Genomic DNA, 26559 nt, shown 5'->3' with positions numbered 1-26559 from the left:
ACGAGATCAGGCGGGCTCCACCCAGCGACCGTCCTCTTTGATCAACTGGATCAGCGCTTCGACGCCTTCTGCCTCGGGCACCTTGCGGATTTCATCACGACCGCGATAGAGCGAAATCACGCCCGGGGTTTTTCCCACATAGCCGTAATCAGCATCGGCCATCTCGCCGGGACCATTGACGATGCATCCCATCACGGCGATGTCGAGGCCCGTGAGGTGGGACGTGGCGTTGCGCACCTTATGCAGCACCTCCTCGAGATTGAACAGGGTGCGACCGCAGCTGGGGCAAGCGACGTACTCCACCATGGTCTTGCGCAGACCCAGGGATTGAAGAATCGAGTAGCAGACAGGGATTTCCTTCTCGGGGGCCTCCGTCAGGGAGACCCGGAGGGTGTCTCCCAACCCATCGGCCAGCAGGGTGGCGATGCCGGCGGTGCTTTTGATCCGGCCGTAATCACCGTCACCGGCTTCGGTCACGCCCAGGTGCAGGGGGTAGTTGAAGCCTTCCTTGTCCATGGTGTCCGCCATCAGGCGGTAGGCGGCGAGCATCACCGGAGCCCGCGAGGCCTTCATCGAAATCACGATGTTGTGGAAATCGAGCTCATGGCAGATCCGCACAAATTCCATCGCTGATTCGACCATCCCCTCAGGGGTGTCGCCATAGGTGAACAGCATCCGCTCCGCCAGGGAGCCGTGGTTCACACCGATGCGAAGCGCTTTGTTCTGGTCCCTCAGCAGGGTCACCAGGGGCTCGAACGTTTCCCGGATGCGCTGGCCAATGGCGGCAAATTCTTCCGGGGTGAATTCCTGTCGATTCGGATCAGGCTTGTCGAAAATGAACAAACCGGGATTGATCCGAACCTTGTCGACGTGCTGGGCAACTTCCAGAGCGATCTTGATGCCGTTGTGGTGGACATCCGCCACAAGGGGAACGGTGCAGCCGCGCTGGCGAAGCTCCTGACGGATCTGTCCCATCGCCTTGGCATGAGCCATTGACGGAGTCGTCACCCGCACAATCTCACTGCCGGCTTCGGCCAGGCGGATGATGCCCGCCACAGCAGCCTCGATATCGAGGGTGTCCTCGTTGATCATCGACTGCACCACGATTGGGTGCTCACTGCCCATAGGCACATCACCGACCATCACGGTGCGGGTCACACGGCGGTGGATCTGGGTGTCGTAGCGCCGATCCAGGGCAGTCATGGGGCCGGTGGTGAAGCGCGTCAACGTTCGCACAGCCTGCGCCGAACTGCGTCGAGATCCTGTCGGGTCAGATCCAGGGGGGCGCCGGCTGCTTTGGAGGGATTACGCAACAGGTATGAGGGGTGAAAAATCGGCATCACCGCCCGTTCATTCCAGATCTGCCACTGACCACGAAGCTGGGTCATGCCCCCCTTGATTCCAAGGATGGCCTCCACAGCAGTGGCTCCCGTTAACACGATCACTTTTGGGTTGACAGCAGCCAGTTGCAGGTCAAGCCAGAAACGGCAGGCAGCCAACTCAGCTTTTTTCGGTCGTCGATTGTTCGGTGGGCGGCATTTGATTGCATTGCAGATGTAAAGGTCATGCTCTGGATCCAGATCCACGTCCCGCAGCAGCTGATCGAGGGCACGTCCTGAACGACCGACAAACGGGGCGCCCTGAGCATCTTCCTGAGCCCCTGGTGCTTCGCCAATCAGCATCAGATTCGCCATGGGATTGCCCCTGCTGATCACGACGGCCTGTCGAGTGCTGGCGAGGTCACAAGCTTTGCAGGAACTGCAGTCCTCCAGGTTGGTGCCGGTCATGCGATCGAAGCGACAGCGACCAGGGGAGCCAGAAGCAACAGGGGATTGCCCTCCGGGTCGTGGATCCAGGCCTCAGCACCAAAGGGCTCAAGCCGCGCCTCCTCCAGAATCGATCCACCACGCTGCAGGGCGTTGCTGAGCAGCCGTTGAAGTTCAGGCAGGGGCTCCTGCGATGGTGGGAGTTTCAAACAGGGCGCCAACGCTCGCCCCCGGGCAGGAAAAGAGCGCCGGCGTGAGGGCCTGTAGATCTCCAGCTCGGTGCCATTGCTGAATTGAACGATGCAGTGGTGCTCCGCTACCCCAGGATTCAACTTGGCTTGAAACAGCTCGCTGTAGAAGGTCGCAAGCCTGGCGCTGTCTTCTGCGGCCAAGACCCAGCTGATCTGTATCGCATTCATGGGCGCTGAGAAATCACGGTTGTCTGCGACACCATCTGCGGCAGGATGATGTCGTTTTAGACGCGCCGCGGGGAGGTGCGTTACCGATGCCGCGCCCGCCAGAACTTTCCGACCGGGCTGTCGCCCTGAAACCGTCACTGACGCTGGAGATCAGCGCCAAGGCCAAAGCTCTGCGCGACAGCGGCAAGGACATCTGCAGCCTCAGCGCCGGTGAGCCGGATTTTGCGACGCCTTCATTCATCGTTGAAGCAGCCCAGCGCGCCCTTGGATCTGGCTTCACCCGTTACGGCCCCGCCGCGGGGGACCCCGATCTTCGTGCTGCTCTGGCCCACAAACTGAGCATCGAAAACGGGATTCCAACCCAGCCCGATCAGGTGCTGGTGACCAACGGTGGCAAGCAAGCCATCTACAACCTGTTCCAGGTGCTGCTCAATCCCGGCGATGAAGTGCTGGTGCCGGCGCCTTTCTGGCTGAGCTATCCCGAGATGGCAGCCCTGGCCGGGGCGAGCACCAGGATCATTCCCACCAAAGCGGAGGAGGGCTTCCGCCTCGACCTCGATCTGTTGGAACAGCAGATCACCCCACGCAGCCGACTGCTTGTCATCAATTCACCTGGCAACCCCAGCGGTCAGGTGATGTCACACGCCGAACTGAAGGCACTGGCCGCACTGGTGGGCCGTCACCCCCAGCTCATGGTGATGAGCGATGAGATCTATGAATATCTTCTGGCCAATGGTCAGCAGCACTTCAGTTTTGCGGCCATCGCCGAAGAAATCCGCGAGCGCTGCTTCACGGTGAACGGCTTTGCCAAAGGCTGGGCGATGACCGGCTGGCGCCTCGGTTATCTGGCTGGAGATGCTGCCGTGATCAAGGCCGCCTCAGCCCTGCAGAGCCAGAGCACCAGCAATGTATGCAGCTTTGCTCAACGGGGAGCCCTGGCGGCGATTGAAGGACCTCGAGATTGCGTGCGCGAGATGGCGCTCAGCTACAACCGCCGCCGCGCTTTGCTCACCGAAGGCCTGCAAGCCCTGGAGGGCATCACCCTGACGCCCCCTCAGGGAGCCTTCTACGCCTTCCCCCGCCTGCCTGCCGGTGTCCCCGATTCAATGGAGTTCTGCCGGCAAGCCCTGGAACAGGAAGGTCTGGCGATGGTTCCGGGCCTTGCCTTCGGTGATGACCGCTGCATTCGACTCTCCTGTGCCGTAGCGGATGAGACGATCAACGATGGACTGAAGCGCCTGAAGCGACTGCTTGGTTCCTTCTGATCCAATCCGATCACATCCAATTGCTGAATGTCTGTACGAGAACGCAGGGCCGTGGTGGCCACCGGATTAATTGCCGGCCTCGCCCTCACGGCCAGTGTTGCCAGCTGCGGAGCACCCCAGAACGACTCCAAACAGGGCGTTCTGCAGATCGGTGCCATCCCCGACCAGAACCCTGAGAAACTGAATCGCCTCTACGGCACTCTCTCTGAGGAACTCAGCGAGAAGCTGGAAATTCCTGTGCGTTATGCGCCGGTGAGCAACTACGCGGCCGCGGTGAGTGCCTTCCGCACAGGCAGCCTTGATCTGGTCTGGTTCGGTGGACTCACCGGTGTGCAGGCCAGGCTGCAGACGCCTGGAGCCCGGGTGCTTGCACAACGGGACATCGATGCGGAATTCACCAGTGTGTTCATCGCCAATGGCGCCAGCGGCTTGCGCCCCTTCACTAGTGCCGACCAATTGGTTGAATTGAAGGGACGCCGGTTGGCCTTCGGTTCGGAGAGTTCCACCTCTGGCCGCCTGATGCCCCAGTTCTTCATGGGAGAAAACGGCGTGAAACCTGAGGATCTGGCGGGGGGCGGACCTGGCTTCAGCGGTAGCCACGACGCCACCATTGCTGTGGTGCAGAGCGGTGCCTATGAGGTGGGCGCCTTGAATGAGCAGGTCTGGCGAAGCAATGTGGCGGACGGCCGCGTGGATCCCGACAAGGTGTCGGTGATCTGGAGGACACCGCCCTACGTGGATTACCACTGGGTTGCGCGCCCCGGTCTGGATGAGCGCTTTGGCGATGGTTTCACCGACAAGCTCCAGACCGCGTTGCTGAACCTGTCGGCAGGCACAGAGAACGGCGCCACGATTCTTGAGTTGTTCGGTGCGGAACGCTTCATTCCCGCCAAAGACGAGGACTACGTGATGATCGAAACAGTGGGTCGCCAACTCGGAAAGATCCGTTGACGGCGCTGCTGGAGCTGCACCAGGCCTGCCTGGAGCAAAGGCTCCAACCGATCACCCTCACCCTTCGTGCGGACCAGCGTGTGGTTTTGCTCGGTGCCAGTGGCGCCGGCAAAACCACCCTGCTGAAGCTCTGCAACGGGGCCTTAAGACCCGATGCAGGATCCGTGCAGTGGTGTGGTCGCTCCCATCAGCAGCTGTCGCGCAGGCAACGGCGACAAATCGGCACGCTTTGGCAGGACCTGCGCCTGGTGGAGGAATTGAACGTCATCCAAAACATCAACAGCGGTGCCCTTGGACGCCATGGTCTGCTCTGGGCGATTCGAAACCTGCTCGGCCCTCTGGACCAGAACACCTGTCTTGCGCTGATGAACCAGGTGAAACTGGAGGCCGATTTGCTTGAACAGCCTGTACGAGAGCTGTCCGGAGGCCAGCGTCAACGGGTGGCTCTGGGCCGTTTGTTGCATCAGCAGCCAGAACTCGTGTTGGCGGACGAACCCCTCTCCGCCCTTGATCCCACACTCGCCGAGGACGTTCTCAACACGCTGCTTCTATCGCCGGGCTGTCTGATCAGCCTGCACCGACCGGATCTGATTCATCGGTTTGATCGGGTTCTGGGGCTGCGTGATGGTGCCCTGGTGATCGATTCGGCTCCGGACACCATTCATCGGGATCAGTTGGAATGGCTCTACGCATCCGCCTGACACCAGCTCTGCCGCTGATCCCATTGCTGCCGGGCTTGAGTCTGCTGGGCGTTCTTCTGGTGCTGTTGCGCGATGGGCACGGTGGAGGACTTGCTCTTTTGCAACAGTTCGCCGCTGGGGCCGTGCAGCCCTCCATCGATCCGATCGTGCTGGGCAGCTTGCTCAACGGGCTCCAGATCACCCTGGTGATCGCCGTGATGTCCTGGGGCATCAGCAGCCTTCTCGGCGTCGGTCTTGGACTGCTGAGCTCAAACACGTTCTGGGAAATCCTGGTAGGCGTGCGTTGGCCTGCAGTGGTCTTCCGCCGTTGTCTGGCCCCCCTGCGAGCTGTGCATGAACTGATCTGGGGCCTTTTGCTGCTGCAGGTCTTCGGACTGAATGGCTGGGTTGCGGTCTGCGCCATTGCCATTCCCTACACGGTTCTGATGGCGCGGGTCATTGCCGATCAGGTGGATTGCCACGTTTCACCGGCCATCCCCGTACTTAAAGGAGTCGGCGCCACTCCATGGGCCGTGATGCTCACCGGGCTTGTCCCTCCTCTGGCAGAGCCGATCAGTGACCACATCGGCCACCGCCTCGATTGCGCGCTTCGTTCAGCATTGATTCTGGGCGTTTTCGGCCTCGGAGGGATCGGGACAGACCTCAGCCTCAGCCTGCGCTCGCTTCAATTTCAGGAGATGTGGAGTGGCCTGTGGTTGCTTGCTATCGCGATGGTGGTGCTCGACCGATTGCTGCGCACGCTGCGCAGTTGGTCACGCGTGTTGATCCTTCCTGTGGCCATAGCCAGCCCATGGGTTGCCTTCGCCTGGGGAACACAACTTGATCTGCAGCTGGTCTGGCCTGTTGGTGCGTGGTCGACGGTTGTTGGGAACCTCATCGACGGATCCGAGGGGTTCAATGCTGCCCTTGAGATCTCCTGGCCAGGGGTGATTGGATCCACGGTGTGGATCACCCTGATCGCCGCCTGTATTGCCACCGGCCTACCACCGCTGCTGATGTTGATCTGGCCCAGCCAGGCCAGCCTCCACCTGCAGGGAGTGGTGTGGGGTGCGTTGCGGCTGATCCCGGCGCCTCTTACCGCGTTGCTGCTACTGATGCTGGCCAAACCGAGCCTGGCACTGGCGGGTCTGGCCCTAGGGCTTCACCACAGCGGTGTGATGGGTCGGGTGCTGATGGACGACATCCGCAGCACGGGATTGCGTTCTGCTCAGACCATGAAGTCCTGCGGGGCCTCCGCCCGGGTGAGCTGGCTTTACGGGCCCCTGGCGGATGTAAGTCGCGCTTACCTCACTTATGCGACCTACCGATTGGATGTGATCTTGCGCGACACCGCCATCATCGGAATGGTGGGGGGAGCCGGCCTGGGCTGGCAGCTGATGGAGGCACTCAGCTCTTTTCATTGGTGGTTGGTGCTCTGGATCGTGCTGATCTCCGCGGTGCTCACGCTGCTGGGTGAGACCCTGGGGGAACGACTTCAGGGGAGCTGGAACAGCCGGGCCATGGCCTTATGAGCGGAGCGAACGACATCCCCCGTCAGCTGATCGTGCTCGGGGACAGTGGCGTGCATGGTTGGGGTGACCGTGAAGCAGGTGGTTGGTGCCAACGACTCCGCCTGCGCTGGATGAATCTGCCCAGCGCTCCGGTGGTGTACCCCCTCGGCGTGCGCGGCGATGGCTTGGAACACGTGGCCGCCCGCTGGCGCAGGGAATGGTGCTGCCGCGGTGAACTGCGTCGTCAAACACCGGGTGGGCTTCTGCTCAGTGTTGGGCTGAATGACACCGCCAGAGTTGGCCGAATCGACGGCAGGCCCCAACTTGACATGGAAGCCTTTTCGTTCGGCCTGGGGCAACTTCTTAATGAGATGACCCAGGAGATGCAAGTGTTTGTGCTGGGCCTCACAGCGGTGGATGAACACGTGATGCCCTTTGCCGGCTGCCTCTGGTACGCCAACAGCCAGATCGCGGCAATGGAAGCCGTGATGGCTGAACAGTGCCGTGAGGCTGATGTGCCTTTTCTGTCCATGCATCAGGAGATGCAGGAGCAGTCCGACTGGTTGACCTGGATGGAACCCGATGGAATCCATCTCAATGCCGATGGCCACCGTTGGCTGGATCAGCGGTTGGATCAGTGGGCGCCTCTGCGGGACTGGGCCGGACTCGCTCCCCATAACACATCAACACCTATCAGCATGTAAACGAGCCCCCCAGAGGCGATTAATGTGTGGCTCTCCTGACATTGGTGATCAGACTTGGGACCTGACCGCTCTGTAGAACGTGCTGCCGGCCACCCTCCAGCCCAGCGCAAAACCACGCTCAAGTGGGACGAAAACGGTGAACTGACCGCCCTCGACATGGCCCGCATCATTGACCGCTTGACCCAGCCGGAACTACAGCGCTGCGATCTGGACCCCTCCTGAGGATCAGCTCGGCGCCATCGCCTGCTTCGCGGACTGGTAATAGCCAAGGTCGATGTCGGAACGACCTTCTGAATCCGCCATCGCCTCAACACGTTTACGCACAGCAGGCCGAACAAAGAACGGAACATCCTTTTTGAGTGCTGCCAGAGCCTCTGGTTGCCAGTCCATCAATCCAAAACCGTTGCACCCATGATCCGGCACCAAAGTGCCGAACTGCGGCACCTAAGGGCCAACCGGTCCGAGGCTGATCATTGAACCGTTGGATCAGTTGCACTGATCCCTTGATTTCTCAACGTCACCTGCGGCATGAGTCCCGTCGCGGGCTTCCGCCTTGCATTGCACGGCGCAATCAACAGGCTCTCAAGCACCTTGGCCTGGCCCACTGCGCGGCCCGTCGCCAACAGCAACGCGGACCTGAAGAGTTCGACGACCTGCTGCAGGAGTCCCGGGTTGGATTGATCCGTGGTCTTGAACGGTTTGATCGACAACGAGGCGTACAACCCAGCAGCTATCTGCTGTCGCGGGCCACCGGCCAAGTCCTCCACTACCGCCGCGATCGATCACGCACGATTCGGATTCCCTGGCGGTTGCGTGATCTTTACGCAGCAGGGGTGAAGATCCAGCGTGAGCGCGAACAGAACCGGCTACCGAGCCTCAGCGATCAGGAGCTTGCCACCGAACTCTCGGTTCGCCCGGAACGCTGGGCCGCCGCCGTGCAGAGCCATGGGGCCAGCCAGGTCGTCGACCTGTTTAGCAGCCCTGGAGAGCCAGCAAGCTCCTGTGCGGAGGATGAACATCTGGACTGGTTGAGGAGCGTGCTGCACCAGGTGGAGGGCAAGGCCGGCATGGTGCTGCAAGCCCACTTGATCGAAGGCCAGAGCCTCAGGGATCTGGCTCAGGGCCTGAATTGCAGCCGCTCATCCCTGCGCCTTCATCTCAATGAGGGGCTTGGACTCCTACGGCAATGGGCCCACCGCGATGGCTTGATGCCAATCCATACCAGCTGATCAAAGCGACATCAGCAGCATCGCCAAAACTGCGGCCAAGAGGGTCTGGAGAGCATTGACCAGCTCGTTGCTCAACCAGGCCACGCGGTCCTGCACCAGAGCGCCGAGCAGGCTCTCGCCGAGGGTGGCCACCAGACCAACCATCATCACCAGCCCAGCCACAGGCCATGAGGGAACCAGCTGCAGGGCCAGCATCACCAGGGTCATGGCGATACTGCCGGCGGCACTGGCCAGGGTTCCCTCAAGGCTGATGGCCCCCTCCGTGCCTGGTGGAACCACCCGAAGGCTGGTGATCAACACCGTGGTGCGACCGAAACGTTTGCCGATTTCACTTCCGAAGGTGTCGGCCAACTTGGCGGCGAAGCTCGCAGCAAAGCCAACCAACAACAGTTGATGGGGCTCGACACCGGCACCGATGAGCAGTGCCAGGAAGGCTCCAACAGCAGCGGAACCCCAGACATTTTCAGGGCCGCGCTGACCACCGCGGGCTTCGGCAAGGCCACGGGTTTGCTTGTTTTGAAAGCCGATCTTGGTGACCAGGCTTCCAAGGCAGAGGTAGGAGACCACAGCCAACCAGCCCGACCAACCCAAACACCCCCAAAGGATCGTGCCCAACGCAGCCGCATGGACCCAACCACTCCGGGTGAGCACGGTTGTCCGCTGCGCCAGGGCAATCAAAACCGTGTTCACCACCAGGGCCTGAATCCAGAGTGCGGACATCACACCGTGTTGCAGTGCTCTAAGCATCTCCTGCCTGCGGCCATTGCAGAGGGAGAATCGGGTGCGTTCGTTCTCTGGTCGACCGGATGGTGTTCAACAGCAACAAGGGCTTTTTCCTCACCCTGGATGACTCCGCCGCTCCTGCCACCCTCGAGCTGCCTCAACAAGAGACTCCTGCAACCGAAGAAGCGCCGGTCGAGGAGGCTGTCGTTACTTCAAGCGCCGTAGCAACACCCGTCGCACCCTCAGAACCTTCAGCTGTTTCAAAGCCTTCTGCCACTGAGGCCGTTGTGGAACCCAAAGCTGAATCCAGCTCTCAGCCCGCAGCCTCACTCACCACTGCAGAAGCCATCGCCGCTGACCTGGCTGCTGCAGAGGCAGCCCGCCCAGCCGTGACTTATTCCACCTTTGCACCCGGCAACCTGATGCCCGGTGGAGGACTGCGCCAGCGCAGCCGTCGGCCTGGAGCAGCGCTGAAATCCTTCAGGGGCATCGCTCAGGATCTGTTCAAGAGCTGATCAGTGATCTAAAAACCCCGTTAAAGACAAAGTTTTTGTGGTTAAAAATCGGGTCCAACTTGTTTTCAAAGGTTAGAAAATATCCTGAAATAGTCCAACGTTTGAGTCCAGTGCTCCAAACGTGGTCCAAATCGTGTCGCCGTTCTTCGACCAGACAAAAATTCTGGGAGGGAAGGTGAGCGTTTAGCGGCGAGAGGAAGGTAGAGCCCAGTCCTCAACATCATCTGAATCAAGATCAGGGCACTGCTCTTCTAGAAATTCAAAAAAGTCATCGCCTGGTCTCCATCCACTGTCGAGAAGGTCAATGACGAATTACCTGGGTGGGAGTCGCCAAATTTGTGAATGCTTTCGCTAGCTGTCTTGATCAGTGTTCTTCTGTTGTTCAGTCAGACGCCCTAACCACCACGCCGTCCTTCGCTTGCGGAAATCAAGGTGTGTTCTCGTCTGTGGGGAGCACGCACCGCAGCGTCCTTGGCTCTTGGGGTAAAGGTCAACACGGTCAGGAAAAGGCCGACTTGTGAAGAGTCAGGAACTCAGCGGCCTTGGAGTAATCGAACCCCAGCAATAGACGAAGGATTGACTCGAACCCTTCGTCTGTTTGAAAGGGCGAGGCGAGGCGAGTGGACACCCTCGTTCAAGCAGTCGCTTCTGTGGTGAGTAGCGGTTGAAAACGGGCACGAAAAAAGTGACTACCTGCGGAAGTCCCCTCGATAAACCATGGTTTTACCGCTTTGACTTGCACGCCTTTTTTAGGACTCCCCACACGAGTAACACCGCCAACACCAGTAGAGAAACGAGCATGTTCTGACAGTCCCTACTTATGCAAGAGCGCCTTCTCCAAGGTTTGGTGGGGACTTTGTTGGGTGCCAGTCAGTGCGTTCTTTTTGGACCGGGTTCAGATCATTGCGTTCTTTTCGTCCCAGAGTTTTGCTGTTTCAGAAACGCTCCGTCGCAACTGCTTGGCTCAGGCAACTGCTAACTGCTCCCTCTTTGCCCCCCCGGTACGCGATGGGTAGGAACAAACCAGCGCCTCGGACCTCCTCCCTGATGTAGCCCGTCAGACGTATCGGACTCAGGCAAGCGGCAATAGATTTGGTCAGTTTTGAGCCATCGCAGCTCAACTCAAGACTTGTGGTTCAAAAATGCGCCAAACCACAGGAAAGCCACAAAATCCAGCGACGTTGTTGTCTTTGAATTTCCACTGATCTGTTCAAAAGCTGATCAGGCCATCGCGCCAACGAACCAGTTCCACCGCGCCTGCCACTGCTGCTGTTGAACTGCGAAGGATGGTTGCCCCCATCCGCACAGGCCGGACCCCTGCATCGGCAAAGAGGCTCTGCTCTGCTGAGGTCCATCCCCCCTCAGGACCGATCACCAACCAAGTGGGCTGAAGAGGATCGCCCTGTTGGCGCAAACATTGACCCAAAGATGGAGCTGCGGTCTCGCGGGTGACCCCTGCAAGGCAAAGAGCATCCACCGCTCCGATCCATTCGGATAAACCGTTCAGCTCATGCAGCTGCGGCATCCACAAACGCTCGCACTGCTCCACCGCTTCACGAATGATCGTGGTCCACCGCTCCGGTCGATGGTCGGCCTGGGGAACACAGCGATCGCAGCGCAAGGGCTGAATCCGATCAATACCGAGCTCACAGGCCATTCGGACCACCTCATCCATCCCCCGCCGCATCAAGGCCACGGCTAAGCCCAACTGAGGTTGTGCCAAGGGCTCGATCAGTTGCGCTGTCATGTCGAGCGCAAGCAAATGCGGTTCCACCAAGGTTGCGAGCGTGAGGCGGCCGCAACCATCGGTCACATCCACTTGCTCGCCACAGCGCAAACGCAACACCCTCCGCAAATAGTGCTGCTCTTCGGTGTTGAGCAGAACCGATCCACCCTCCTCTAGGCGATCAGGCGCCAGGAGTAAACGTCGGCGTTCAGCCACCTGCAGGGAAAACGCTGTCCGGATGATCTTCGATCGGCCAATTTTCATTGACCCCACCAACGACCAGCTCCTCGAGCTGAACTACATCAGAGTCCAGTTGACGCAGGGCATTGATCAAGACATCGATGGCGACACCATCCGACGTACCGAGATCCACCCAGCAGCGTCCCCAGTCGTTCTGATATTCGAGCTGTCCCATGTTGTGCATCAGGGCAGGCATCGCCGACTCAGCCCCATCGTTTTCGTAGGCCATCCAACTGAGATCGGAGCCTGCATCGTGAACCTGCAGGTTTTCTGCATTGAAGCCGCCCAAACGCCCAATCACGTACCAGCTGTCAAACACCCCATCCACGTAATTTCGCTCCCCCTGGCTGGGGGGTTCCGAGAAACGGATCCATAACCAGCAATTGAAGGGATCGACTTCACGAAAACGAATGTCCATGGGGCCATCGCGACACCTTCATCATCGTTCAAGCTGATCACATGCTCGAGCTCTCAGGAATCACCTATGCACCTGCTACGGCTGGCGCCCCCATCCTCGATGGCGTCGGTTTTCAGATGCAAAAGGGACGGCCGCTGCTGATCGCTGGCGCCAGTGGATCCGGAAAGACATCGCTGCTCGAAATCATCAGCGGCTTGGCGTCAGCCACATCCGGCAGCATCCGCTGGAACGGCAGCGCGATGAAACGGCGGCAGCTGCGCTGGCTTTGCGGCTTCGTCTTCCAGTTTCCCGAGCGCCATTTCCTCGGTCTGAGCATGGCTCAGGAACTACGGCTGGGCCATCGCCGGCTTGGTCATGAGCGCGAACAGAGCGTGCTGGAACGCGTTGGCCTCAACAACATCGCCTCCACAACGGCACCAGAACGACTGAGCGGCGGGCAGCAACGGCGGCTTGCCCTAGCGGTGCAAATGCTCCGCGGCGCTGAAGTGCTCCTCCTGGATGAACCCACCGCAGGGTTGGATTGGTCGGTGCGACGAGACGTGCTGGATCTGCTCGCCGGCCTGGCTCGCGAACAGGTGTTGATCGTGGTCACCCATGAACCCGAGCTGTTCAAGGACTGGGACTGCCAAAGGCTGCGTTTGCAGGGCGGGCGGCTCGATCCGATGACTACATTGCCCTGAGCTTCCAAGGGGACATGGCCGACCGGATGGTTCGCGCAACCGCAGCTGCAGGTGGCATCCGGTTGGTGGCGGTATCGACAACCAACATCGTGCGTGAGGCACGAGAACGCCATGGGCTGTCGTTCATCACCAGCGTGATGCTCGGACGGGCCATGGCGGCTGGACTGATGCTCGCCAGTTCGATGAAGGTGCGCCACGGCCGCGTAAATCTTCGCCTCGGCTCCGATGGACCCATCAAGGGCTTGATGGTGGATGCCGGTCGCAACGGAACCGTTCGTGGCTACGTCGGCGAGCCGGCACTCGAACTCGATCCGATTCAGGATGAAGCCGGACACTTCAGCTTCAACTTCAAGGAAGCCGCTGGCACCGGTTACCTCCACGTGATGCGTGATGACGGCAAGGGTGAGCCCTTCAACAGCACCGTTGAGCTCGTCAGCGGAGGCATTGGTGAGGATGTTGCCTCCTATCTGCTCCACTCCGAACAAACCCCTTCAGCTGTGTTTGTGGGAGAGCAGGTGAGCAGTGCCGGCATCCATGCCAGCGGGGGCCTGCTGGTTCAAATCCTTCCCAAAGCAGCGGAAGAGCCAGCCCTGGTGGAGCTGATTGAACAGCGTTGCCGCGAGATCACTGGATTCAGTCAGCGGCTGGCTGCGAGTGGAGACCAGCTTGAAGATCTGCTTCAGGATGTCTTCCCCGACCTTGACCCCAAACCACTCGACGACGCCGAGGCCAGTCAGGAGCTTCGTTTTTTCTGTCCTTGCAGCCGTGAACGCAGCAAGGCGGCCCTGCTCCTGCTGGGCAGGGAGGAACTCACCGATATGCAAAACAAGGATGGTGGCGCGGAACTGACCTGCCACTTCTGCAACAACCGCTATGACGTGAGTGCTGCGGAGCTTCAGGAACTGATTGATGGCCTGCCGTCGGCTGCCTGACTAAATTTCAGGCCAGGAACAGAGCAGCCGCCCAGAGCAGCAGTGCAGCAGGCAGCGCTTGAATCTGCAGAGGACTGAGAGCCAGCTGCTCAAAAGCAGTGGGAGAGAGCGCCAGGTTCAGCAAAGAGCCCACCGCCAAGCCGATGCTGAGCACCAGCAGCGTCCAGCCCAGGGATGCCAGTGGTCGACGGCCACGGCGAATCTGGCTGAGGAACACACCGATGGTGGCCAAAGCCAGCACCAATTGAATGCTGCCGGCGGAAAGCAGCAGCAGAGCAACACCGACGATCCCCGCAATGATGCGTACGGAACGCCCCTGACCTTCCACCAGGGCCCAGTCCGGCTTGAGGCCGGAAAGAGACTGTGAGGGATCAGGCAGCTTGCTGCGGAGATTCGCCAACACATTGCCCATCGGAGCCTGTGCCGGCAACGAGGGCATTGATCCCGCCGTCGCCTCACGTTCCGATGCTGTCGCTGCAGCAGCACTCACCTGACCTTGTTGCCGGTCCCGAAGTCGAGCCATCAAGACGGCGTCGTAGGCCGCTTCAATCTTTGCCCGGGCCTGATCGTCACCGGAAACCTCGGACAGGCAGCGCGCCTTCGCCGCCTGAACCTGTTCAAACCCCGCATCACGGCTCAGGCCGAGGCGAGCAAATGGATCATCTGCGTTTGCATCGGGACCAGATTCACCCAGGGCTGCCATTGCGTCGATTGGGGTCGTTTGATGAGCGTATCGGGGCCTGTTCAGAAGAGGGGTGCACCGTGACGAAAACCCTCGCTTCGCTCAAGCCGGCTGCGACAGCTGAGGGCATCCACCCGGTTCATCCAGGAGCGACGTTTGATCAACGGCATCTGCGGAGGAAAGTGGTAGCCCTCGAGCATTTCCACTGATTCATCATCGCCACGAAAACACACGTATTCGGTGCCGCCGTCAGCGTTGTTCTTCAGCAGCCAGAACGTACTCACGAGAGTTGGACGCGCGGCATGATTCTGGCGAGAGAGCCGTGGAGGTGTGGATGAAGAGATCAGCCCTGTTCAAAGACTGATCGGCTCCACTCCGCTCACCACCGGGGCAACACTGCTGAGTTCAAGCTCGGGATGGTCCTCTCGAAGTTGATTGAGATTCCACTCGTTTTTGAACAGCAGCACAGGCCGATTCCAGGCATCACGCACGGTCTTGCAGTTGAAGATCCGCCCGACCTTCTCAAGGTCAGCCCAACCACCGCTGATCCAACGGGCAACCTGGAAACCCATGGGCTCAAGGCGGGTTTCAACGCCGTATTCGTTTTCCAGCCGGTGCTGCACCACCTCAAGTTGGAGTTGTCCGACGGCCGCCAGAATTGGGTCACGCTTGCTCTCATCGGTGTCGTAGAGGATCTGCACAGCCCCCTCTTCCCGCAGTTCATTCACCCCTTTGCGGAAATTCTTGAAGGCTGAAGGGTTGGGGTTGCGCAGCCAACTGAAAATCTCCGGGCTGAAGCAGGGAATGCCTTCGTATTCCACTTTCGAACCCACATAGAGGGTGTCGCCAATGGAAAACATGCCGGGATTGTTGAGACCAATCACATCCCCCGGATAGGCGTCTTCCACCACGGCTCGGTCCTGACCGAAGAGCTTTTGAGGACGTGAGAGGCGGATTGCTTTGCCGGTGCGGGCATGTTTCACCGTCATGTCTTTTTCGAAACGGCCGCTGCAGACACGGACGAAGGCCACCCGGTCGCGGTGCCTGGGGTCCATGTTGGCCTGAAGCTTGAACACGAAGCCGCTGAACCCCTCCCGCAACGGGTCCACCAGGCCTTCGCTGCTGGATCGGGCAATCGGCCGTTGCGCCATCTCAAGGAAGGCATCGAGGAACGGACGGACCCCGAAATTGGTCATCGCCGAGCCGAAGAACACCGGGGTGAGCTCGCCGGCATGGACCATCTCGATATCCAACTCGGCGCCTGCAGCTTCCAGGAATTCCATTTCTTCAACAGCAAGATCCAGGAGGTCCTCTTCCACCAACTCCCGCAGGGCAGGGTCATCCAGGGAGAGACGCTGCTCACTGGCCTGTTTGCCGCGTTCAGCACGGCTGAACAAAACCACTTCCTTTGTGCGCCGGTCGATCACGCCACGGAATTGCTCCCCACTACCGATGGGCCAGTTCACGGCCCAGGGGGTAAGGCCGAGTTCCGACTCGATTTCATCGAGCAGGGTCAGCGGTTCCCGCCCCGGGCGGTCCATCTTGTTGATGAAGGTGAAAATTGGGATCTCCCGCATGCGGCAAACCTCGAACAGCTTTCGGGTTTGCGGCTCAAGACCCTTAGCGGCGTCCTCCAGCATCACGGCGTTGTCAGCAGCCGCCAGCGTTCGATAGGTGTCTTCGGAAAAATCCTGGTGACCTGGCGTGTCCAGGAGATTGATCGTGGTGGCGCCGTAATCGAACTGCAGCACCGTTGAGGTGATCGAGATCCCCCGCTGCTTTTCAAGCTCCATCCAGTCGGATGTCACCTTGCGCTGCTCACCCCGCGCTTTCACAGCACCGGCCTGCTGAATCGCACCGCCGTAGAGCAGCAACTTCTCAGTAAGGGTTGTTTTTCCCGCGTCCGGGTGGGAAATGATCGCAAAGTTGCGACGGCGATCCACCGCCGAGGCCAAAACCTGGGCTAGATCACCATCAGTGGTCGCTTGACTGCCGCTCATCGGATTTCAGGACTTCACCAAGCCTGACACCACCAAGTAACGGTCGTCCTCCACCGACACTGTCAATTGGTTGAGGCCCAGCTTGTACAACTCCTCAGTCACTTCCTGAGGTTCAAAGGCCGCCGCCAACGAAGCAGCGAAGTCGTGCTGCAACACCTCTGGCGCAGATGGCAGATGCTTGCGCAGCAGCTGTTGAAGTCCAGCATCGGAGGACGGACGCCGCAGATCCCGATGCAACACGCGACAACCCGGTGCGGCCAAGGCTCGGCTGACCTTCCAGAGGAGATCGGGTTGGTGTAGGTGATGCAAAAGGCTGTTGCTAACGATCAGATCGGCCTGCCCGAGGAGTGGACCACGAAGCACCTCCTGAAGGGTCTGACAGAGGAATGACATCTCCAGCTGCTGCTGCTGCGCCCGCCCCCTAGCCAGAGCCAACATCGATTCGGCACCGTCAATACCGATAATCCGAGCTTGGGGGAAAAGTCCGGCCAGCCGAAGGGTGATGTTTCCTGGGCCACAGCCCAGATCCACCACCAGTGGATCCTGGGGCAAAGGTGATGTGGCAAAGAGGAGACGCTGTATCGCTTCGATGGTGGCTTGATCGCCGGAACTGAAGTCGGCAGCGGCATAGGCCTGCACCTGTGCATCGCCGTTCATCAACTCAGGCTCCAGCCGCCGCTGCATCATTCGCTGCCGATTTGGAACTCAGTTTGAACGGGACACTGTTGATGGTGGTAAAGAGACCTTGCTCCCCCCATCTGTGGCGTTAGGGTTTCGATACTTGTCCTTTGCCCACGCACCGCACGTGACCCTCACTCCAAATCGTGTGGAGACCTCTGCGGGATCTGTCGCCGTGTTCGGCGCCTTCCCCGCAACGGCTCCTGCTGCCAACCCAGTCTTCTATCGCACCTACAGCCGCAAAACCCCAAGCGGCCGTGAGAGCTGGAGTCAGGTGGGTGCGCGAAACCTGGAAGGTCTGCGTCAGCTGGGCAACCTCAACGACGCGGAAGTGGCCCTGCTGGCTCGCATGCAGGCCGAGAAAAAAGCTCTTCCCTCAGGCCGCTGGCTCTGGATCGGTGGCACACGCTGGATCGAGCAGCCGGAAAACTTCTCGGGCTCATACAACTGCACGTCCACCAACCTGGTGGATTGGCAGGCCTTCGGTCTGATGATGGACCTGGCGATGATGGGCTGTGGCACCGGCGCCATCATCGAGCCGCACCTGATCGACAGGCTTCCAGTGGTGCGCAACACCTTTGAAGTCCTCAGCGTCAGCGACATCGGCATCACTCCTGCATCTGAGCGACAGGACGACTGCACCCACAGCATTGACGGCAACAAGGTGAGCATCAAGGTGGGTGATACCCGCCGTGGCTGGGTTGACAGCTACCAGCTGATGCTCGAGCTGAGCAGCGATGCACGATTCAATGGCGGTCCAATCCAGATCGAAGTGGACCTCAGTGATGTGCGTCCTGTTGGGGAAACGCTGAAGGGTTTCGGCGGCATGGCAAACCCCGTCAAGCTCAAGGATCTCTACGGGCGCGTTGCTCGGCTTCTGAACAAAGCCCAGGGCCGTCGGCTCACTTCGGTGGAGTGCTGCCTGCTGATCGATGAAGCCGCCGTCACGATCGTGGCCGGAAACATCCGTCGCAGCGCCGGCATGCGCCAGTTCGCTGCAGACGACCAGGCCGCTGCGTCCTCCAAGGACAATCTCTGGCAGCAAGACGAGGAGGGCAACTGGAGGATCGATCCCGAGCGTGATGCTCTGCGGATGGCCAACCACACACGTGTGTATCACACCCGTCCCAGCAAGGACGTTGTGCACGCAGCGGTGACCAAGCAATTCCACTCCGGTGAAGGTGCGATCCAGTTCGCTCCCGAAGCGATCGCTCGCTCCAATGCCGATCTGCTCACCACCCCTGAACTGCGCACGGAGTTCATCGAGATCTACTGCGACCAGGGTCGCGAGGAAGCAGGTCGCTGGTTGTCCGACAACCATGGCCCCATCGGCGCCAACGAGCTGAAGCACCGCCTCAGCCGTTACGGCCTAAATCCCTGCGGCGAGATCCTGGGTGCTGACTTCCACTGCAACCTGGCCGAGGTGCACCTCAACCAGATCGACCCCAGTGACGAGGAGGGCCAGGCCGATGCTTTCCGTGCAGCTGGCCTGTCGGTTGCTTGTTTGCTCAACCACCGTTTCGAGGTTGAGCGGTACCGCCAGAGCCGCGAGTGGGATCCGATCGTTGGCGTCAGCTTCACCGGTCTATTCGACTTCTTTGTGCATGCCTTCGGAACGGATTGGCTGCGTTGGTGGGAAGCCGGCCGGCCTGATACCGAGGTAGGCCTGCACTTCAAGGAGCAGGAAGCCGCTTACCTGAGCCGGTGGAAGGAGATCGTCAATCAAACGGTCTGGGACTACTGCGACCGCCAGGGTCTGCGTCGCCCCAACCGCTGCACCACTGTCCAACCTGCAGGCACCAAGAGCCTTCTCACCGGCGCTGCACCTGGCTGGCATCCCCCCAAAGCCCAGCGCTTCATCCGCCGGATCACCTTCCGCAAGAACGATCCCGTAGCCATGGCCTGCATGGACTACGGCTACACCATCGTTCCCTCCCAGTCCGACAAGGATGAGGAAGGCCGTCTGCTGAATGACCCCTTCGATCCCCGCTGCACCGAATGGTTGGTGGAGATCCCCACCGAGGTGAGCTGGGCGAACCTGCCAGGTGCTGATGCCGTCGACATCAACGGCTTCAGTGCCATGGCGCAATTCGACTTCTACATGCAGGTGCAGCGGCATTACACCGCCCATAACACCTCCGCCACGATCGAATTCCGCGAGCACGAAATCGAACCGTTGGCTGATGCTCTGCATCAAGCCATGGAGAAGGGCGAGGGGTACATCTCAGCGGCACTTCTGGCCCGGTTCGATGCCAATGCCACTTTCCCCCGCCTGCCCTTCGAGCCGATCGATGCAGCCACCTACGAAGAGCTGCAATCCGCTGTGGTGAAGCGCCGCGTCAGCAGTGATTTCTTTGAAGCACTGCAGCGTTACGACCAGGGTGAGCTGACCGAAGCCGGCCCCGCTGGTTGTGATTCCGACAAGTGTCTGCTGCCTCTGGCCAAGCCGGAAAACTGAGCAGGGATCTCGTCCCGATACAGTTGTCGGGTGTCCCGCGGGGCACCTGACAACCTCTGGAGAGGTGGTCGAGTGGTTTATGGCTCTGGTCTTGAAAACCAGCGTGTCTTCACGGGCACCGTGGGTTCGAATCCCACCCTCTCCGTTTTGTACAACCCGATAAGACGATCACAGCGATCGATAGTCTTTCAATGAATCAGAGAATGTTGTGTGGCCGACGGTGATGCATCACCGGAGCGATTCGACCACGTCAACACCTTGACGGGTCCTTCCGTTCGCCTGAATACACAACCAGATTTCTTAAGAAAGAAATGGATTTGACCCCCGCCAAAGCAAGAGTCAAATACCAACGCGTCGGACATCGCTCTGTCCGGCTTCCAAGCCCGTCTAGCGACTTGGCGACATCACTATGGGACGAATCGACCTGATTTTTGAAGGGGTTGCACTGTCATTTGATGACATCCACAAATTGCGCTCGAGACTCGAAATGATTCTTGCCTAGGTGGCCTGGGCGGAACTCTGGAATCGAAGAACCATCCCTCAAAAGACGAGGTTATTGGCGCGACGAAACACGATCAACCCGCCTGGACGGGGTTATCAATGCTGCTGCCGTCGAAATCGAAGATAAAAGCCGATTCCTCAGTAACGAGTTCACGTATCTCCTGCCGGGGGATATAGAGCAGATCAGTCTCGCCAGCCGTACAGGCCTCTGCATGGCTGCAGTAATAACAGGCATAGCCATAGCAAGGTTTGCTGACCCTCGGGTCTTGCTCGATCCCGTGCTCAGCCATCAAGGAGCGCACAAGGCGGCAACAAAATCGTTGCTTCTGGATTTGCATCAAGGCGAAATCACGGAGCACATCTTGCATGCTTCGGTTTAACGAAGCGCAGTAGGCCTTCAGCAGGGTGTGCTCTGATTCAGACAACCTGACGTTGACCACCTTGTCAGCCTGAACAGAAGCAGTGCCCATCAAATTCAGAGCGAGCGTAGTGACATTTTATCCACATTGATGCGAAATCTGCATAGAAGGGGCTTCGCTTGGGAAGTTGAAAGTCGATACATCGAATCACCGAGCTAGCGGAATGGGGAGGCCCATGGAACAGCTGAATTGACGACACCAAGACACAACAATTGCTGCCAAATCAGCAAAGCCTGCCGCTCCAGAGATGTGGTCCATGACCGAGTGCACGTGCACCAGCCATTGAGATCGCGCAGCACGGCCAAGAAACACTGCCAAGCAACCTTGCAACAACCCATAAGACACCCACGAGATACTCTCTAGTTGCTTTTGGGTATCTCTCGGGTTACCTTTGAGATGCTCCGGCAGCAGACGGGTCATGATCAAAACCTCCACCCGCGAGACCCAGGTCAAGCTCACGGTCTCCGTTCCCCCGAGCCTTCATGTGCTGCTTCGCGGCTGGGCCCTGTGCGAAGGGCGTGAGCTCACCAGTGTTGTGCTCCAGTGCGTAGAGCTTTCGGTTCGCCAACTCAAGAGCAATGGCTCCATACCCAACGCAGCCATCCGCGCCTACGAGGCTGCCTGTGATGAACGTTTGGCCGTGGGAGGGTTGTGATCGTGCAACTTGATCGGATCGAACAAGCGCTCCAGGCACCGGTGATGGATGCCGTGATTGCCCTGAGTGAAAGGGTTCAAACCCTTGAGGACAATCCTCAAGGAAGGATCTACACCGCCTATCGGGCCATTGATCAGACCCTCTCCCTTGGATATTCCAGCAACATCGATGCAATCAGCGAACAGCTTCGCGAACGCGACTTCGTGGTGCTCGCGAGCCGTCGGGGTACACGTCGGGAGCAGAGGTTGCTGTTACTCACCCTCAAAGAAATCGGTATCGCCAGCAGCTACAGCGAAAACTGCTTCAATGCATCGCCGAACACGGTGAGCCATCTCAGGCACCTCGGCTGGCCCTTGGGCAATCTCAAGCGATTCGCCAACGGCACCAAGACGCGCAAGCGCTTCAACCCGGGGCGCTGATCAACGATCGGCAGCGTTGCACCATCGCTGCCACAGCTGCAGGATCGGCAGCGGCTCGATCTCCACGATCCATCGCACGGTACAAGTCGGCAATCGCCCAGGCCTTCGAGGCCGGTTCATTCAGATGGCGCGGGATGAGATGCAGATGAAGGTGCTGGGCCCCCTCACCAAAGGCAATCGCATACACGCGTTCGCATCCGGTGATCTGTTTCACGAACTTACTGGCATCGCAGACTGCGCGACCCCAATCAGAAGCCTCGACCGCCGTGAAATCCACAGGGCCGGAACAGTGCCTCAGTGAATCCAACAGAAGCCAACCAGGGAGAGGTGCTGGGTCGGGGTGATGGCGCAAGACCCAGAGTTCAGAACGCTGAATCTCATAACGCTCTTGCGCTGCGGGGTCGATATGCAGCTGACAGATGGCGCAGTTTTCCACGGGGATGATCTTCAACGACGAACGGCACCGCGGCCATTACCGATCAAACCGAAGTCGATGATCAGTCCGATCAACACCACCAACAGGCCACTGAACGACGACACACCTCCGAACGAAGCCGCAGCCCAGCAATAGCCGAGGGTTGTGGTGGGGAGAAACAGCAGGCCCAGGATGGGCAACACCGGATTGGGGACACTGGTGCCATTGAAGGGCTGCAGCACGAAGCTGCTGTTGATCAACCACATCAGCACCAAAACAAGGCGTGGGGCCAGTAGGCCAATCGCCGCCAGAAGACACATCGCAGGGCACGGACGCTGAGTCATCCATAGCGACGTCATCTGGAGGCGACATGGTCCTAATGAGAAAACTCATGTTTCGAGCGAGCAATTCATCGCTAACTCGAAAGGAACGGCAGCGTTCGGCATCAACAACAGGCTGCTGGAGAGTGACGCAAGGTCCTCGGGTTGCGTCATCTCAGCTGGCTCAACGGCCGTCACCGAGGAAGCCATCTCGGTATTGACCCAACTTGGGCAGATGCACGTCACCCGAATCCCCTTGTCCCAACCTTCATTGCGCATGCTCTGACAAAGCCCCATCAAGGCGAATTTGCTCACGGGGTAGCCCGCCATTCGACCTTTGACGCGTTTGCCACTCATCGACACCAGGACCTGGATTCGTCCATGGCCACTGGTCACAAGGAACGGCCAGGCAGCACGAGTCAGCCACCAGGGCCCCTTCACATTGATCGCCCAGAGTTCGTCGAGCTGCTGCTCTTCACCATCCGAAAACAGCAGCGGTGTGCGATGCAAAATTCCCGCGCAGTGAATCAGGGTGTCGATTGCACCCCAGTGACGAACTGTGCTGCCAACCCAGCTATCAGCACTGGCTGGATCGCTGGCGTCGTAGGCGTGATGCAACACCATCTCGACATCCAGATCTGTTCCCCTTAAAGCTTTTGGATCCCGCAGGCCAAGACTGAGGCGGTGACCATCATTGAGCAAACGCCTGGCAATGGAACGTCCAATGCCACGACTGGCTCCAGTGAGCAAAACAGTGCGTTGCATCAAGGCGCATTGAGGAGTCGATGAATGATCAATTCTGGCGTTGTTGCATCCAGGAGGAGCGCGCGATTGCGCTCCGAGAGAAAGCCCGTTGAAACGCTGTCATCCAGAAAGCACAGCAACGCATCGAAATAGCCATTCAGGTTGAGCATGCCGATGGGCTTGGCATGAAAACGCAGCTGAGCCCAGGTCAAGGCTTCAAACAACTCATCGAGGGTCCCGAGGCCTCCGGGCATGGCCACGACTGCATCGGCCAGGTCGAGCATTCGCGCTTTGCGCTCGTGCATCGATCCAACAACCTCGAGATGGGTCAAACCGGCATGCACAACCTCATCGTGCATTAACGCCCCGGGGATGACCCCGATCACGTCCCCGCCAGCGACCAAAGCGGCATCAGCAACAGCGCCCATCAAGCCAATCCGAGCTCCGCCATAAACCAGGGTCATGCCCTGGGAGGCGATCAGTGCACCTAGCTCAGTGGCAGCAAGCTTGAACAGGCTCGAGTCGCCGCTCGAGGAGCCGCAATACACAGCGATCCGATTCATGACGCCTCGCTGTGATCCATTCATCCTCACCTGCGATGGCTGATAAAAACGAGCCAAGCCCCGAGAATCACCAGGAACGGGTCCCGATGAAGATGACCTCGATGCGCCTTGAGCTGCTGAGCCGTCATCGGATTCGTGACCCAGGCCTCGGCCTAAATGAACCATCCGGACTGACGTTGAACAGGGATGGCTCGGCGCTGTACACCGTCAGTGATGACACCAAGGCGATTTTTCGTCTGGATGTCCAAGGCACGGTGTCAGTAAGCGACTCGTTTTTCATCGGTCTCGACAACTTGGAGGGCATTGCAATCCGTCGCGATGACAGCGAGCTGCTCGTTGTCCAGGAAGAGAGCAATTCTGTGGTGGTGGTGGATCTGAACAGCAGGAAGGAACGCTATCGACGCCCCCTCTCAGCGATGACCAACTTCGACACAATTGCGCACCACTTCCCAGACCCTCCAGACAACAACGGATTAGAGGGCATCACCGTGAACACCAGGAACAACCATGTGGTTGTGGTGAAAGAGTGCCAGCCCGGTCTGCTGATCGAGCTCGATTCCTCACTCACGACAATCCTCTCCACAAGAGTGCTGCAACCCAGCCAAGGGTTCATCCATCCCGAATTGGAGGCCGAGAAGCTGGATTTCTCGGGCCTGAGCTACGACAGCAGCAGCGACTCTTACTGGATCGTCAGCGACAAGGGGCGGTGCCTGTTCCAATACGACTGGACAGGCGACACTGTTCTCCAGCGCCTCGATCTCACCATCAGCTCGGGAGACAAGCCAAAACGGATCCGCAAACCGGAAGGTATTGCCTTCGATCCCGGGCGAAAAAGGATGTACGTGGTGAGCGATCGAGACGCGGATCTCTACGTGTTCGAACTCCATGACGACTGCTGAAAAGCGCCGCGTTCTGATCACCGGTGCCAGCAGCGGCATTGGCCTTGAAACGGCAAAAATGCTGGTATCCCGTGGCGATGCACTCACCGTTGTTTGTCGCAATGCGGAGAGGGCCGATGCAACCCGGGCGGCGTTGTCTGATTCCGTTCAAACCTGTATTGCCGATCTGGCAGACCTTGCATCCGTCGCCAGGGCGATCGAAGAACTTTGCTGTGACGGGACGCCATTCGATGTAGTGGTGCTGAATGCGGGGTTGCAATACGCCGGCCATGGCTCACCCCGTTGGAGTGCACAAGGCATTGAACTCACCTTTGCGGTGAACCACCTCGCCCATCAACTCCTGGTGGAAGGATTGAAGGAGTACACCCGAGCCATCGTGATCACCGCCTCGGAGGTGCACAACCCATGCAGCGGCGGGGGAAGGGTCGGCCTTCCTGCCGGGCTGGGAGCGATGGAGGGACTTCACCAGGGACCTGGTGCCCCGATGGTGGATGCAGAGAGTCGGTTCAATGCGGATAAGGCCTACAAAGACAGCAAGCTCTGCAATTTGCTGATGGCCCAGGAGATCCATCGGCAGCGTCCCGGTTTGCCTGTTGTGGCGTGGAGTCCAGGACTGGTCATTCCTCAGACATCGGGCGGTTTTTTCAGAAACAGTCGCCAAGCCAATCCCCTAGGGCAGGCCTTGTTTGGGTTTGTTGCCCGAGATGTTCTGAGACTGACGGAGAGCGTTGAGCGAGCTGGAGGACTGCTTGTGCAGCTCATCAATGAACAGCTTCATCAGCCAGGCTTCAGCTACTGGAGCAATGGCCTGTTGGGCCCCGGTCGGCACCAATTCAAACCAACAGAACCATCCGAGGAAGCGAATGACAGCGACAAAGCGACGATGCTCTGGACGTTGTCGAACGATTTGATCAACTCTGCTCTAACGCCATCAATCTGATGCTCAAATTGATCAAAAAAAGCAAGCCATGATTTAATTCACCTTCTGGCTATCAAACTTATAAACACGATTGGGAATCACGCTGATGTTCACATCAAGATCGTTTAAGCCAAAGTCTTTAGCTCGTCTCTGCATTTTCTGATAAAAGTCGTCCATCAGCGATTGATTTAGAAAATCTTCGGGTGCATTCAAAACAAGATCAAGCCTTGCTTTGTTATTGACGACTATCACATTGCTGTACATCAGACGAACCCTCGACCAAAATCTTGGGTTGCTTTGGGCGATAGCTACACGTTTCAATTGGCCTGCCTTAAAGCGACCAAACACGGCATCCATTTCCTGCCGGACGCTGAAGTCGTGCAAGGCCGATGACAGCGGAATGCTCAGCAAGCCGAGTAATCCAAGCCAAACCAAAAGATTGCGCCAACACCTGCGGATTGAACCGTAACGCTGCAGCAAAAACACCACAAGGCTGGTGACAGTGATGCCGATCAGGTTCGCCAGAAAGAGCAGAAACGATCCCTCCGCAATCTGATTGGTGAGGCCCGCCACTGTTCCTCGCCCAAACACAGCCACCATTTCCGAGCCAAGGGTGATGCCGATGCCGCTGACGCAAAGCGGAGGAACCAAGGCGACAGCAATCGCCACACCAGCGATTGAATTCGACAAGTGCTGGCGGGTCATCGAGAACGACCCGGCAACCGCTGCCGCAATGGCGATGCCGAGATCAATCAGATTCGGAGACGTGCGTCCGGTGATCTCCGACTGCACATGGCTGATGCCGAGCCCCCAACTGAGCAACGATGCGGTTCCAATCACCGCCAACACGCCAAAGCCAACAGTGACGGCAGAACGTCGGATCAATTTCCCGTCACTGACCGCCAAGCCAAAGGCCAAGCTGAGGATGGGATCCATCAATGGGGCGACGATCATGGCCCCGATCACTACCGCCGTGCTGTTGGAGATCAGCCCGAGCGTGGCGATCACCGCAGAACTGATCAGAAGAATGAAAAAACCAAGCGACGGCTTGGATGAGGCGATCCGCGCTTCATAAAGCTCAGTGCGCGGAACACGACTTTCAAGATGAACCGCCCAATGCCCCGAGAG

At 58.9% G+C, this 26559-nt stretch carries 33 protein-coding genes and 1 tRNA gene; 17 read left to right on the top strand and 17 right to left on the bottom strand.

All coding sequences use genetic code 11. The features are described 5' to 3' along the window. Positions 1–6 precede the first annotated feature (6 nt). The 3 genes from ispG to Q3Y53_RS04065 are packed head-to-tail and all read right to left on the bottom strand — an operon-like array spanning position 7 to position 2185. Positions 7–1203, bottom strand: a complete 1197-nt coding sequence (gene ispG, locus Q3Y53_RS04075; protein ID WP_226423938.1) for a (E)-4-hydroxy-3-methylbut-2-enyl-diphosphate synthase — start codon at positions 1201–1203, stop codon at positions 7–9. A 20-nt stretch (positions 1204–1223) separates the two neighbouring features. Further along, a complete protein-coding gene (locus Q3Y53_RS04070; protein WP_303533132.1) occupies positions 1224–1787 on the bottom strand; it encodes a uracil-DNA glycosylase in 564 nt (187 codons plus the stop codon). Continuing rightward, positions 1784–2185, bottom strand: a complete 402-nt coding sequence (locus Q3Y53_RS04065; protein WP_303533131.1) for a VOC family protein — start codon at positions 2183–2185, stop codon at positions 1784–1786. Before Q3Y53_RS04065 ends, Q3Y53_RS04070 begins: the two co-directional genes overlap by 4 nt. A gap of 86 nt (positions 2186–2271) precedes the next feature. Here Q3Y53_RS04065 and Q3Y53_RS04060 point away from each other — a divergent pair, with 86 nt between their 5' ends. From Q3Y53_RS04060 to Q3Y53_RS04035, 6 genes are read left to right on the top strand one after another with little or no spacing between them, the layout of a single operon-like run. Beyond that, a complete protein-coding gene (locus Q3Y53_RS04060; protein WP_303533128.1) occupies positions 2272–3450 on the top strand; it encodes a pyridoxal phosphate-dependent aminotransferase in 1179 nt (392 codons plus the stop codon). Between the two features lie 27 nt (positions 3451–3477). Further along, positions 3478–4401 (top strand): putative selenate ABC transporter substrate-binding protein, encoded by a 924-nt coding sequence (locus Q3Y53_RS04055; RefSeq protein WP_303533125.1) that lies wholly within the window; start codon positions 3478–3480, stop codon positions 4399–4401. Next, entirely contained in the window at positions 4398–5102 is a 705-nt protein-coding gene (locus Q3Y53_RS04050) for an ATP-binding cassette domain-containing protein (RefSeq protein ID WP_303533122.1), read from the top strand. Before Q3Y53_RS04055 ends, Q3Y53_RS04050 begins: the two co-directional genes overlap by 4 nt. After that, the gene (locus Q3Y53_RS04045) at positions 5081–6613 is read left to right on the top strand and encodes an ABC transporter permease (protein ID WP_303533120.1); all 1533 of its coding nucleotides are present in this window, start codon (positions 5081–5083) and stop codon (positions 6611–6613) included. Before Q3Y53_RS04050 ends, Q3Y53_RS04045 begins: the two co-directional genes overlap by 22 nt. Continuing rightward, positions 6610–7296 carry a GDSL-type esterase/lipase family protein gene (locus Q3Y53_RS04040; RefSeq protein WP_303533117.1) on the top strand — a complete coding sequence of 229 codons (687 nt, stop codon included), beginning with the start codon at positions 6610–6612 and terminating at the stop codon, positions 7294–7296. Before Q3Y53_RS04045 ends, Q3Y53_RS04040 begins: the two co-directional genes overlap by 4 nt. Before the next feature lie 54 nt (positions 7297–7350). Further along, complete coding sequence (locus tag Q3Y53_RS04035) at positions 7351–7518, top strand: hypothetical protein (RefSeq protein WP_226423946.1); 168 nt, start codon at positions 7351–7353, stop codon at positions 7516–7518. Positions 7519–7521: 3 nt separating this feature from the next. Here the strand turns inward: Q3Y53_RS04035 and Q3Y53_RS04030 are convergent, their stop codons facing one another. Beyond that, entirely contained in the window at positions 7522–7686 is a 165-nt protein-coding gene (locus tag Q3Y53_RS04030; protein ID WP_226424425.1) for a PCP reductase family protein, read from the bottom strand. A gap of 113 nt (positions 7687–7799) precedes the next feature. On the opposite strand from Q3Y53_RS04030, the gene Q3Y53_RS04025 reads away from it, so the two are divergent. Beyond that, the gene (locus tag Q3Y53_RS04025) at positions 7800–8525 is read left to right on the top strand and encodes a sigma-70 family RNA polymerase sigma factor (protein ID WP_303533113.1); all 726 of its coding nucleotides are present in this window, start codon (positions 7800–7802) and stop codon (positions 8523–8525) included. Here the strand turns inward: Q3Y53_RS04025 and Q3Y53_RS04020 are convergent, their stop codons facing one another. Then, positions 8526–9245 (bottom strand): TIGR00297 family protein, encoded by a 720-nt coding sequence (locus tag Q3Y53_RS04020; protein ID WP_303533111.1) that lies wholly within the window; start codon positions 9243–9245, stop codon positions 8526–8528. A gap of 86 nt (positions 9246–9331) precedes the next feature. On the opposite strand from Q3Y53_RS04020, the gene Q3Y53_RS04015 reads away from it, so the two are divergent. Then, entirely contained in the window at positions 9332–9763 is a 432-nt protein-coding gene (locus Q3Y53_RS04015) for a hypothetical protein (RefSeq protein WP_303533108.1), read from the top strand. A gap of 1210 nt (positions 9764–10973) precedes the next feature. Here Q3Y53_RS04015 and Q3Y53_RS04010 read toward each other — a convergent pair. Together Q3Y53_RS04010 and Q3Y53_RS04005 are read right to left on the bottom strand one after the other, a co-directional pair. Beyond that, positions 10974–11705: a 16S rRNA (uracil(1498)-N(3))-methyltransferase gene (locus tag Q3Y53_RS04010; protein ID WP_303533107.1), complete on the bottom strand. Its 732-nt coding sequence runs from the start codon at positions 11703–11705 to the stop codon at positions 10974–10976. Next, positions 11698–12147 (bottom strand): DUF3531 family protein, encoded by a 450-nt coding sequence (locus Q3Y53_RS04005; RefSeq protein ID WP_226423951.1) that lies wholly within the window; start codon positions 12145–12147, stop codon positions 11698–11700. Before Q3Y53_RS04005 ends, Q3Y53_RS04010 begins: the two co-directional genes overlap by 8 nt. Positions 12148–12188: 41 nt before the next feature. On the opposite strand from Q3Y53_RS04005, the gene Q3Y53_RS04000 reads away from it, so the two are divergent. Together Q3Y53_RS04000 and hslO are read left to right on the top strand one after the other, a co-directional pair. Next, positions 12189–12827, top strand: coding sequence for an ABC transporter ATP-binding protein (locus tag Q3Y53_RS04000; RefSeq protein ID WP_226423952.1), 639 nt, complete (start codon positions 12189–12191; stop codon positions 12825–12827). A 14-nt stretch (positions 12828–12841) separates the two neighbouring features. Beyond that, a complete protein-coding gene (hslO, locus tag Q3Y53_RS03995; protein WP_226423953.1) occupies positions 12842–13759 on the top strand; it encodes an Hsp33 family molecular chaperone HslO in 918 nt (305 codons plus the stop codon). Between the two features lie 7 nt (positions 13760–13766). Here the strand turns inward: hslO and Q3Y53_RS03990 are convergent, their stop codons facing one another. The 4 genes from Q3Y53_RS03990 to Q3Y53_RS03975 form a co-directional block, all read right to left on the bottom strand. Continuing rightward, positions 13767–14462: a CPP1-like family protein gene (locus Q3Y53_RS03990; RefSeq protein WP_226423954.1), complete on the bottom strand. Its 696-nt coding sequence runs from the start codon at positions 14460–14462 to the stop codon at positions 13767–13769. A gap of 41 nt (positions 14463–14503) precedes the next feature. After that, on the bottom strand, positions 14504–14725 hold the full coding sequence (locus tag Q3Y53_RS03985) for a hypothetical protein (RefSeq protein ID WP_226423955.1): 222 nt from the start codon (positions 14723–14725) through the stop codon (positions 14504–14506). A 69-nt stretch (positions 14726–14794) separates the two neighbouring features. Beyond that, entirely contained in the window at positions 14795–16441 is a 1647-nt protein-coding gene (locus tag Q3Y53_RS03980) for a peptide chain release factor 3 (protein WP_226423956.1), read from the bottom strand. Positions 16442–16447: 6 nt separating this feature from the next. Next, on the bottom strand, positions 16448–17125 hold the full coding sequence (locus Q3Y53_RS03975; protein ID WP_368506434.1) for a trans-aconitate 2-methyltransferase: 678 nt from the start codon (positions 17123–17125) through the stop codon (positions 16448–16450). A gap of 121 nt (positions 17126–17246) precedes the next feature. Between Q3Y53_RS03975 and nrdJ the strand changes: the two genes are divergently transcribed. Both nrdJ and Q3Y53_RS03965 read left to right on the top strand, forming a co-directional pair. Further along, complete coding sequence (gene nrdJ, locus Q3Y53_RS03970) at positions 17247–19577, top strand: ribonucleoside-triphosphate reductase, adenosylcobalamin-dependent (protein WP_303533095.1); 2331 nt, start codon at positions 17247–17249, stop codon at positions 19575–19577. 58 nt (positions 19578–19635) lie between these two features. Beyond that, positions 19636–19722 (top strand) — tRNA-Ser (locus Q3Y53_RS03965). A 430-nt stretch (positions 19723–20152) separates the two neighbouring features. Here Q3Y53_RS03965 and Q3Y53_RS03960 read toward each other — a convergent pair. Continuing rightward, positions 20153–20548: a hypothetical protein gene (locus Q3Y53_RS03960; protein ID WP_226423959.1), complete on the bottom strand. Its 396-nt coding sequence runs from the start codon at positions 20546–20548 to the stop codon at positions 20153–20155. Positions 20549–20915: 367 nt separating this feature from the next. Between Q3Y53_RS03960 and Q3Y53_RS03955 the strand changes: the two genes are divergently transcribed. After that, the gene (locus tag Q3Y53_RS03955) at positions 20916–21152 is read left to right on the top strand and encodes a hypothetical protein (protein WP_303533092.1); all 237 of its coding nucleotides are present in this window, start codon (positions 20916–20918) and stop codon (positions 21150–21152) included. A gap of 2 nt (positions 21153–21154) precedes the next feature. Beyond that, a complete protein-coding gene (locus tag Q3Y53_RS03950; RefSeq protein WP_368506433.1) occupies positions 21155–21571 on the top strand; it encodes a hypothetical protein in 417 nt (138 codons plus the stop codon). Here Q3Y53_RS03950 and Q3Y53_RS03945 read toward each other — a convergent pair. The 4 genes from Q3Y53_RS03945 to Q3Y53_RS03930 all read right to left on the bottom strand — a co-directional run bounded on the left by Q3Y53_RS03945 (position 21555) and on the right by Q3Y53_RS03930 (position 23613). Beyond that, on the bottom strand, positions 21555–22022 hold the full coding sequence (locus Q3Y53_RS03945) for a diadenosine tetraphosphate hydrolase (RefSeq protein WP_303533088.1): 468 nt from the start codon (positions 22020–22022) through the stop codon (positions 21555–21557). The genes Q3Y53_RS03950 and Q3Y53_RS03945 overlap by 17 nt on opposite strands. Next, complete coding sequence (locus Q3Y53_RS03940) at positions 22019–22306, bottom strand: hypothetical protein (protein WP_303534018.1); 288 nt, start codon at positions 22304–22306, stop codon at positions 22019–22021. Before Q3Y53_RS03940 ends, Q3Y53_RS03945 begins: the two co-directional genes overlap by 4 nt. A 69-nt stretch (positions 22307–22375) precedes the next feature. Next, positions 22376–23071, bottom strand: a complete 696-nt coding sequence (locus Q3Y53_RS03935) for an SDR family NAD(P)-dependent oxidoreductase (RefSeq protein WP_303533086.1) — start codon at positions 23069–23071, stop codon at positions 22376–22378. Then, positions 23071–23613, bottom strand: a complete 543-nt coding sequence (locus Q3Y53_RS03930) for a TIGR00730 family Rossman fold protein (RefSeq protein WP_303533084.1) — start codon at positions 23611–23613, stop codon at positions 23071–23073. Before Q3Y53_RS03930 ends, Q3Y53_RS03935 begins: the two co-directional genes overlap by 1 nt. Before the next feature lie 35 nt (positions 23614–23648). Between Q3Y53_RS03930 and Q3Y53_RS03925 the strand changes: the two genes are divergently transcribed. Further along, complete coding sequence (locus Q3Y53_RS03925) at positions 23649–24512, top strand: SdiA-regulated domain-containing protein (protein ID WP_303533082.1); 864 nt, start codon at positions 23649–23651, stop codon at positions 24510–24512. Continuing rightward, the gene (locus Q3Y53_RS03920) at positions 24499–25452 is read left to right on the top strand and encodes an SDR family NAD(P)-dependent oxidoreductase (protein ID WP_303533080.1); all 954 of its coding nucleotides are present in this window, start codon (positions 24499–24501) and stop codon (positions 25450–25452) included. The genes Q3Y53_RS03925 and Q3Y53_RS03920 overlap by 14 nt, the downstream gene beginning before the upstream one ends. Before the next feature lie 33 nt (positions 25453–25485). Here the strand turns inward: Q3Y53_RS03920 and Q3Y53_RS03915 are convergent, their stop codons facing one another. Continuing rightward, a complete protein-coding gene (locus Q3Y53_RS03915; RefSeq protein ID WP_303533079.1) occupies positions 25486–26367 on the bottom strand; it encodes a DUF389 domain-containing protein in 882 nt (293 codons plus the stop codon). Positions 26368–26383: 16 nt separating this feature from the next. On the opposite strand from Q3Y53_RS03915, the gene Q3Y53_RS03910 reads away from it, so the two are divergent. Further along, positions 26384–26506 (top strand): hypothetical protein, encoded by a 123-nt coding sequence (locus Q3Y53_RS03910; protein ID WP_303533065.1) that lies wholly within the window; start codon positions 26384–26386, stop codon positions 26504–26506. The last annotated feature ends 53 nt before the right edge of the window (positions 26507–26559 follow it).

Origin of the sequence: Synechococcus sp. YX-04-1 (assembly GCF_030546365.1) — a bacterium.
In the GTDB taxonomy this organism is placed as follows: domain Bacteria; phylum Cyanobacteriota; class Cyanobacteriia; order PCC-6307; family Cyanobiaceae; genus Parasynechococcus.
This window is presented reverse-complemented; position numbering and strand designations above follow the sequence as displayed.

Bases quoted from the DNA above. Each gene is read 5' to 3' on its own strand.
- Q3Y53_RS04020 (WP_303533111.1), bottom strand. From the start codon at position 9,245: ATGTCCGCACTCTGGATTCAGGCCCTGGTGGTGAACACGGTTTTGATT.
- ispG (WP_226423938.1), bottom strand. From the start codon at position 1,203: ATGACTGCCCTGGATCGGCGCTACGACACCCAGATCCACCGCCGTGTG.
- Q3Y53_RS04055 (WP_303533125.1), top strand. From the start codon at position 3,478: ATGTCTGTACGAGAACGCAGGGCCGTGGTGGCCACCGGATTAATTGCC.
- Q3Y53_RS03915 (WP_303533079.1), bottom strand. From the start codon at position 26,367: ATGGATCCCATCCTCAGCTTGGCCTTTGGCTTGGCGGTCAGTGACGGG.
- Q3Y53_RS03920 (WP_303533080.1), top strand. From the start codon at position 24,499: ATGACGACTGCTGAAAAGCGCCGCGTTCTGATCACCGGTGCCAGCAGC.
- Q3Y53_RS03990 (WP_226423954.1), bottom strand. From the start codon at position 14,462: ATGGCAGCCCTGGGTGAATCTGGTCCCGATGCAAACGCAGATGATCCA.
- Q3Y53_RS04065 (WP_303533131.1), bottom strand. From the start codon at position 2,185: ATGAATGCGATACAGATCAGCTGGGTCTTGGCCGCAGAAGACAGCGCC.
- Q3Y53_RS03930 (WP_303533084.1), bottom strand. From the start codon at position 23,613: ATGAATCGGATCGCTGTGTATTGCGGCTCCTCGAGCGGCGACTCGAGC.
- Q3Y53_RS04070 (WP_303533132.1), bottom strand. From the start codon at position 1,787: ATGACCGGCACCAACCTGGAGGACTGCAGTTCCTGCAAAGCTTGTGAC.
- Q3Y53_RS04045 (WP_303533120.1), top strand. From the start codon at position 5,081: ATGGCTCTACGCATCCGCCTGACACCAGCTCTGCCGCTGATCCCATTG.
- Q3Y53_RS03960 (WP_226423959.1), bottom strand. From the start codon at position 20,548: ATGGGCACTGCTTCTGTTCAGGCTGACAAGGTGGTCAACGTCAGGTTG.
- Q3Y53_RS03975 (WP_368506434.1), bottom strand. From the start codon at position 17,125: ATGCAGCGGCGGCTGGAGCCTGAGTTGATGAACGGCGATGCACAGGTG.
- Q3Y53_RS03935 (WP_303533086.1), bottom strand. From the start codon at position 23,071: ATGCAACGCACTGTTTTGCTCACTGGAGCCAGTCGTGGCATTGGACGT.
- Q3Y53_RS03955 (WP_303533092.1), top strand. From the start codon at position 20,916: ATGATCAAAACCTCCACCCGCGAGACCCAGGTCAAGCTCACGGTCTCC.
- Q3Y53_RS04000 (WP_226423952.1), top strand. From the start codon at position 12,189: ATGCTCGAGCTCTCAGGAATCACCTATGCACCTGCTACGGCTGGCGCC.
- Q3Y53_RS04015 (WP_303533108.1), top strand. From the start codon at position 9,332: ATGGTGTTCAACAGCAACAAGGGCTTTTTCCTCACCCTGGATGACTCC.
- Q3Y53_RS04060 (WP_303533128.1), top strand. From the start codon at position 2,272: ATGCCGCGCCCGCCAGAACTTTCCGACCGGGCTGTCGCCCTGAAACCG.
- hslO (WP_226423953.1), top strand. From the start codon at position 12,842: ATGGCCGACCGGATGGTTCGCGCAACCGCAGCTGCAGGTGGCATCCGG.
- Q3Y53_RS04005 (WP_226423951.1), bottom strand. From the start codon at position 12,147: ATGGACATTCGTTTTCGTGAAGTCGATCCCTTCAATTGCTGGTTATGG.
- Q3Y53_RS03980 (WP_226423956.1), bottom strand. From the start codon at position 16,441: ATGAGCGGCAGTCAAGCGACCACTGATGGTGATCTAGCCCAGGTTTTG.
- Q3Y53_RS03925 (WP_303533082.1), top strand. From the start codon at position 23,649: ATGGCTGATAAAAACGAGCCAAGCCCCGAGAATCACCAGGAACGGGTC.
- Q3Y53_RS04040 (WP_303533117.1), top strand. From the start codon at position 6,610: ATGAGCGGAGCGAACGACATCCCCCGTCAGCTGATCGTGCTCGGGGAC.
- Q3Y53_RS03940 (WP_303534018.1), bottom strand. From the start codon at position 22,306: ATGTGTCTTCTGGCGGCGATTGGCCTACTGGCCCCACGCCTTGTTTTG.
- Q3Y53_RS04030 (WP_226424425.1), bottom strand. From the start codon at position 7,686: ATGGACTGGCAACCAGAGGCTCTGGCAGCACTCAAAAAGGATGTTCCG.
- Q3Y53_RS03910 (WP_303533065.1), top strand. From the start codon at position 26,384: ATGGCCCCGATCACTACCGCCGTGCTGTTGGAGATCAGCCCGAGCGTG.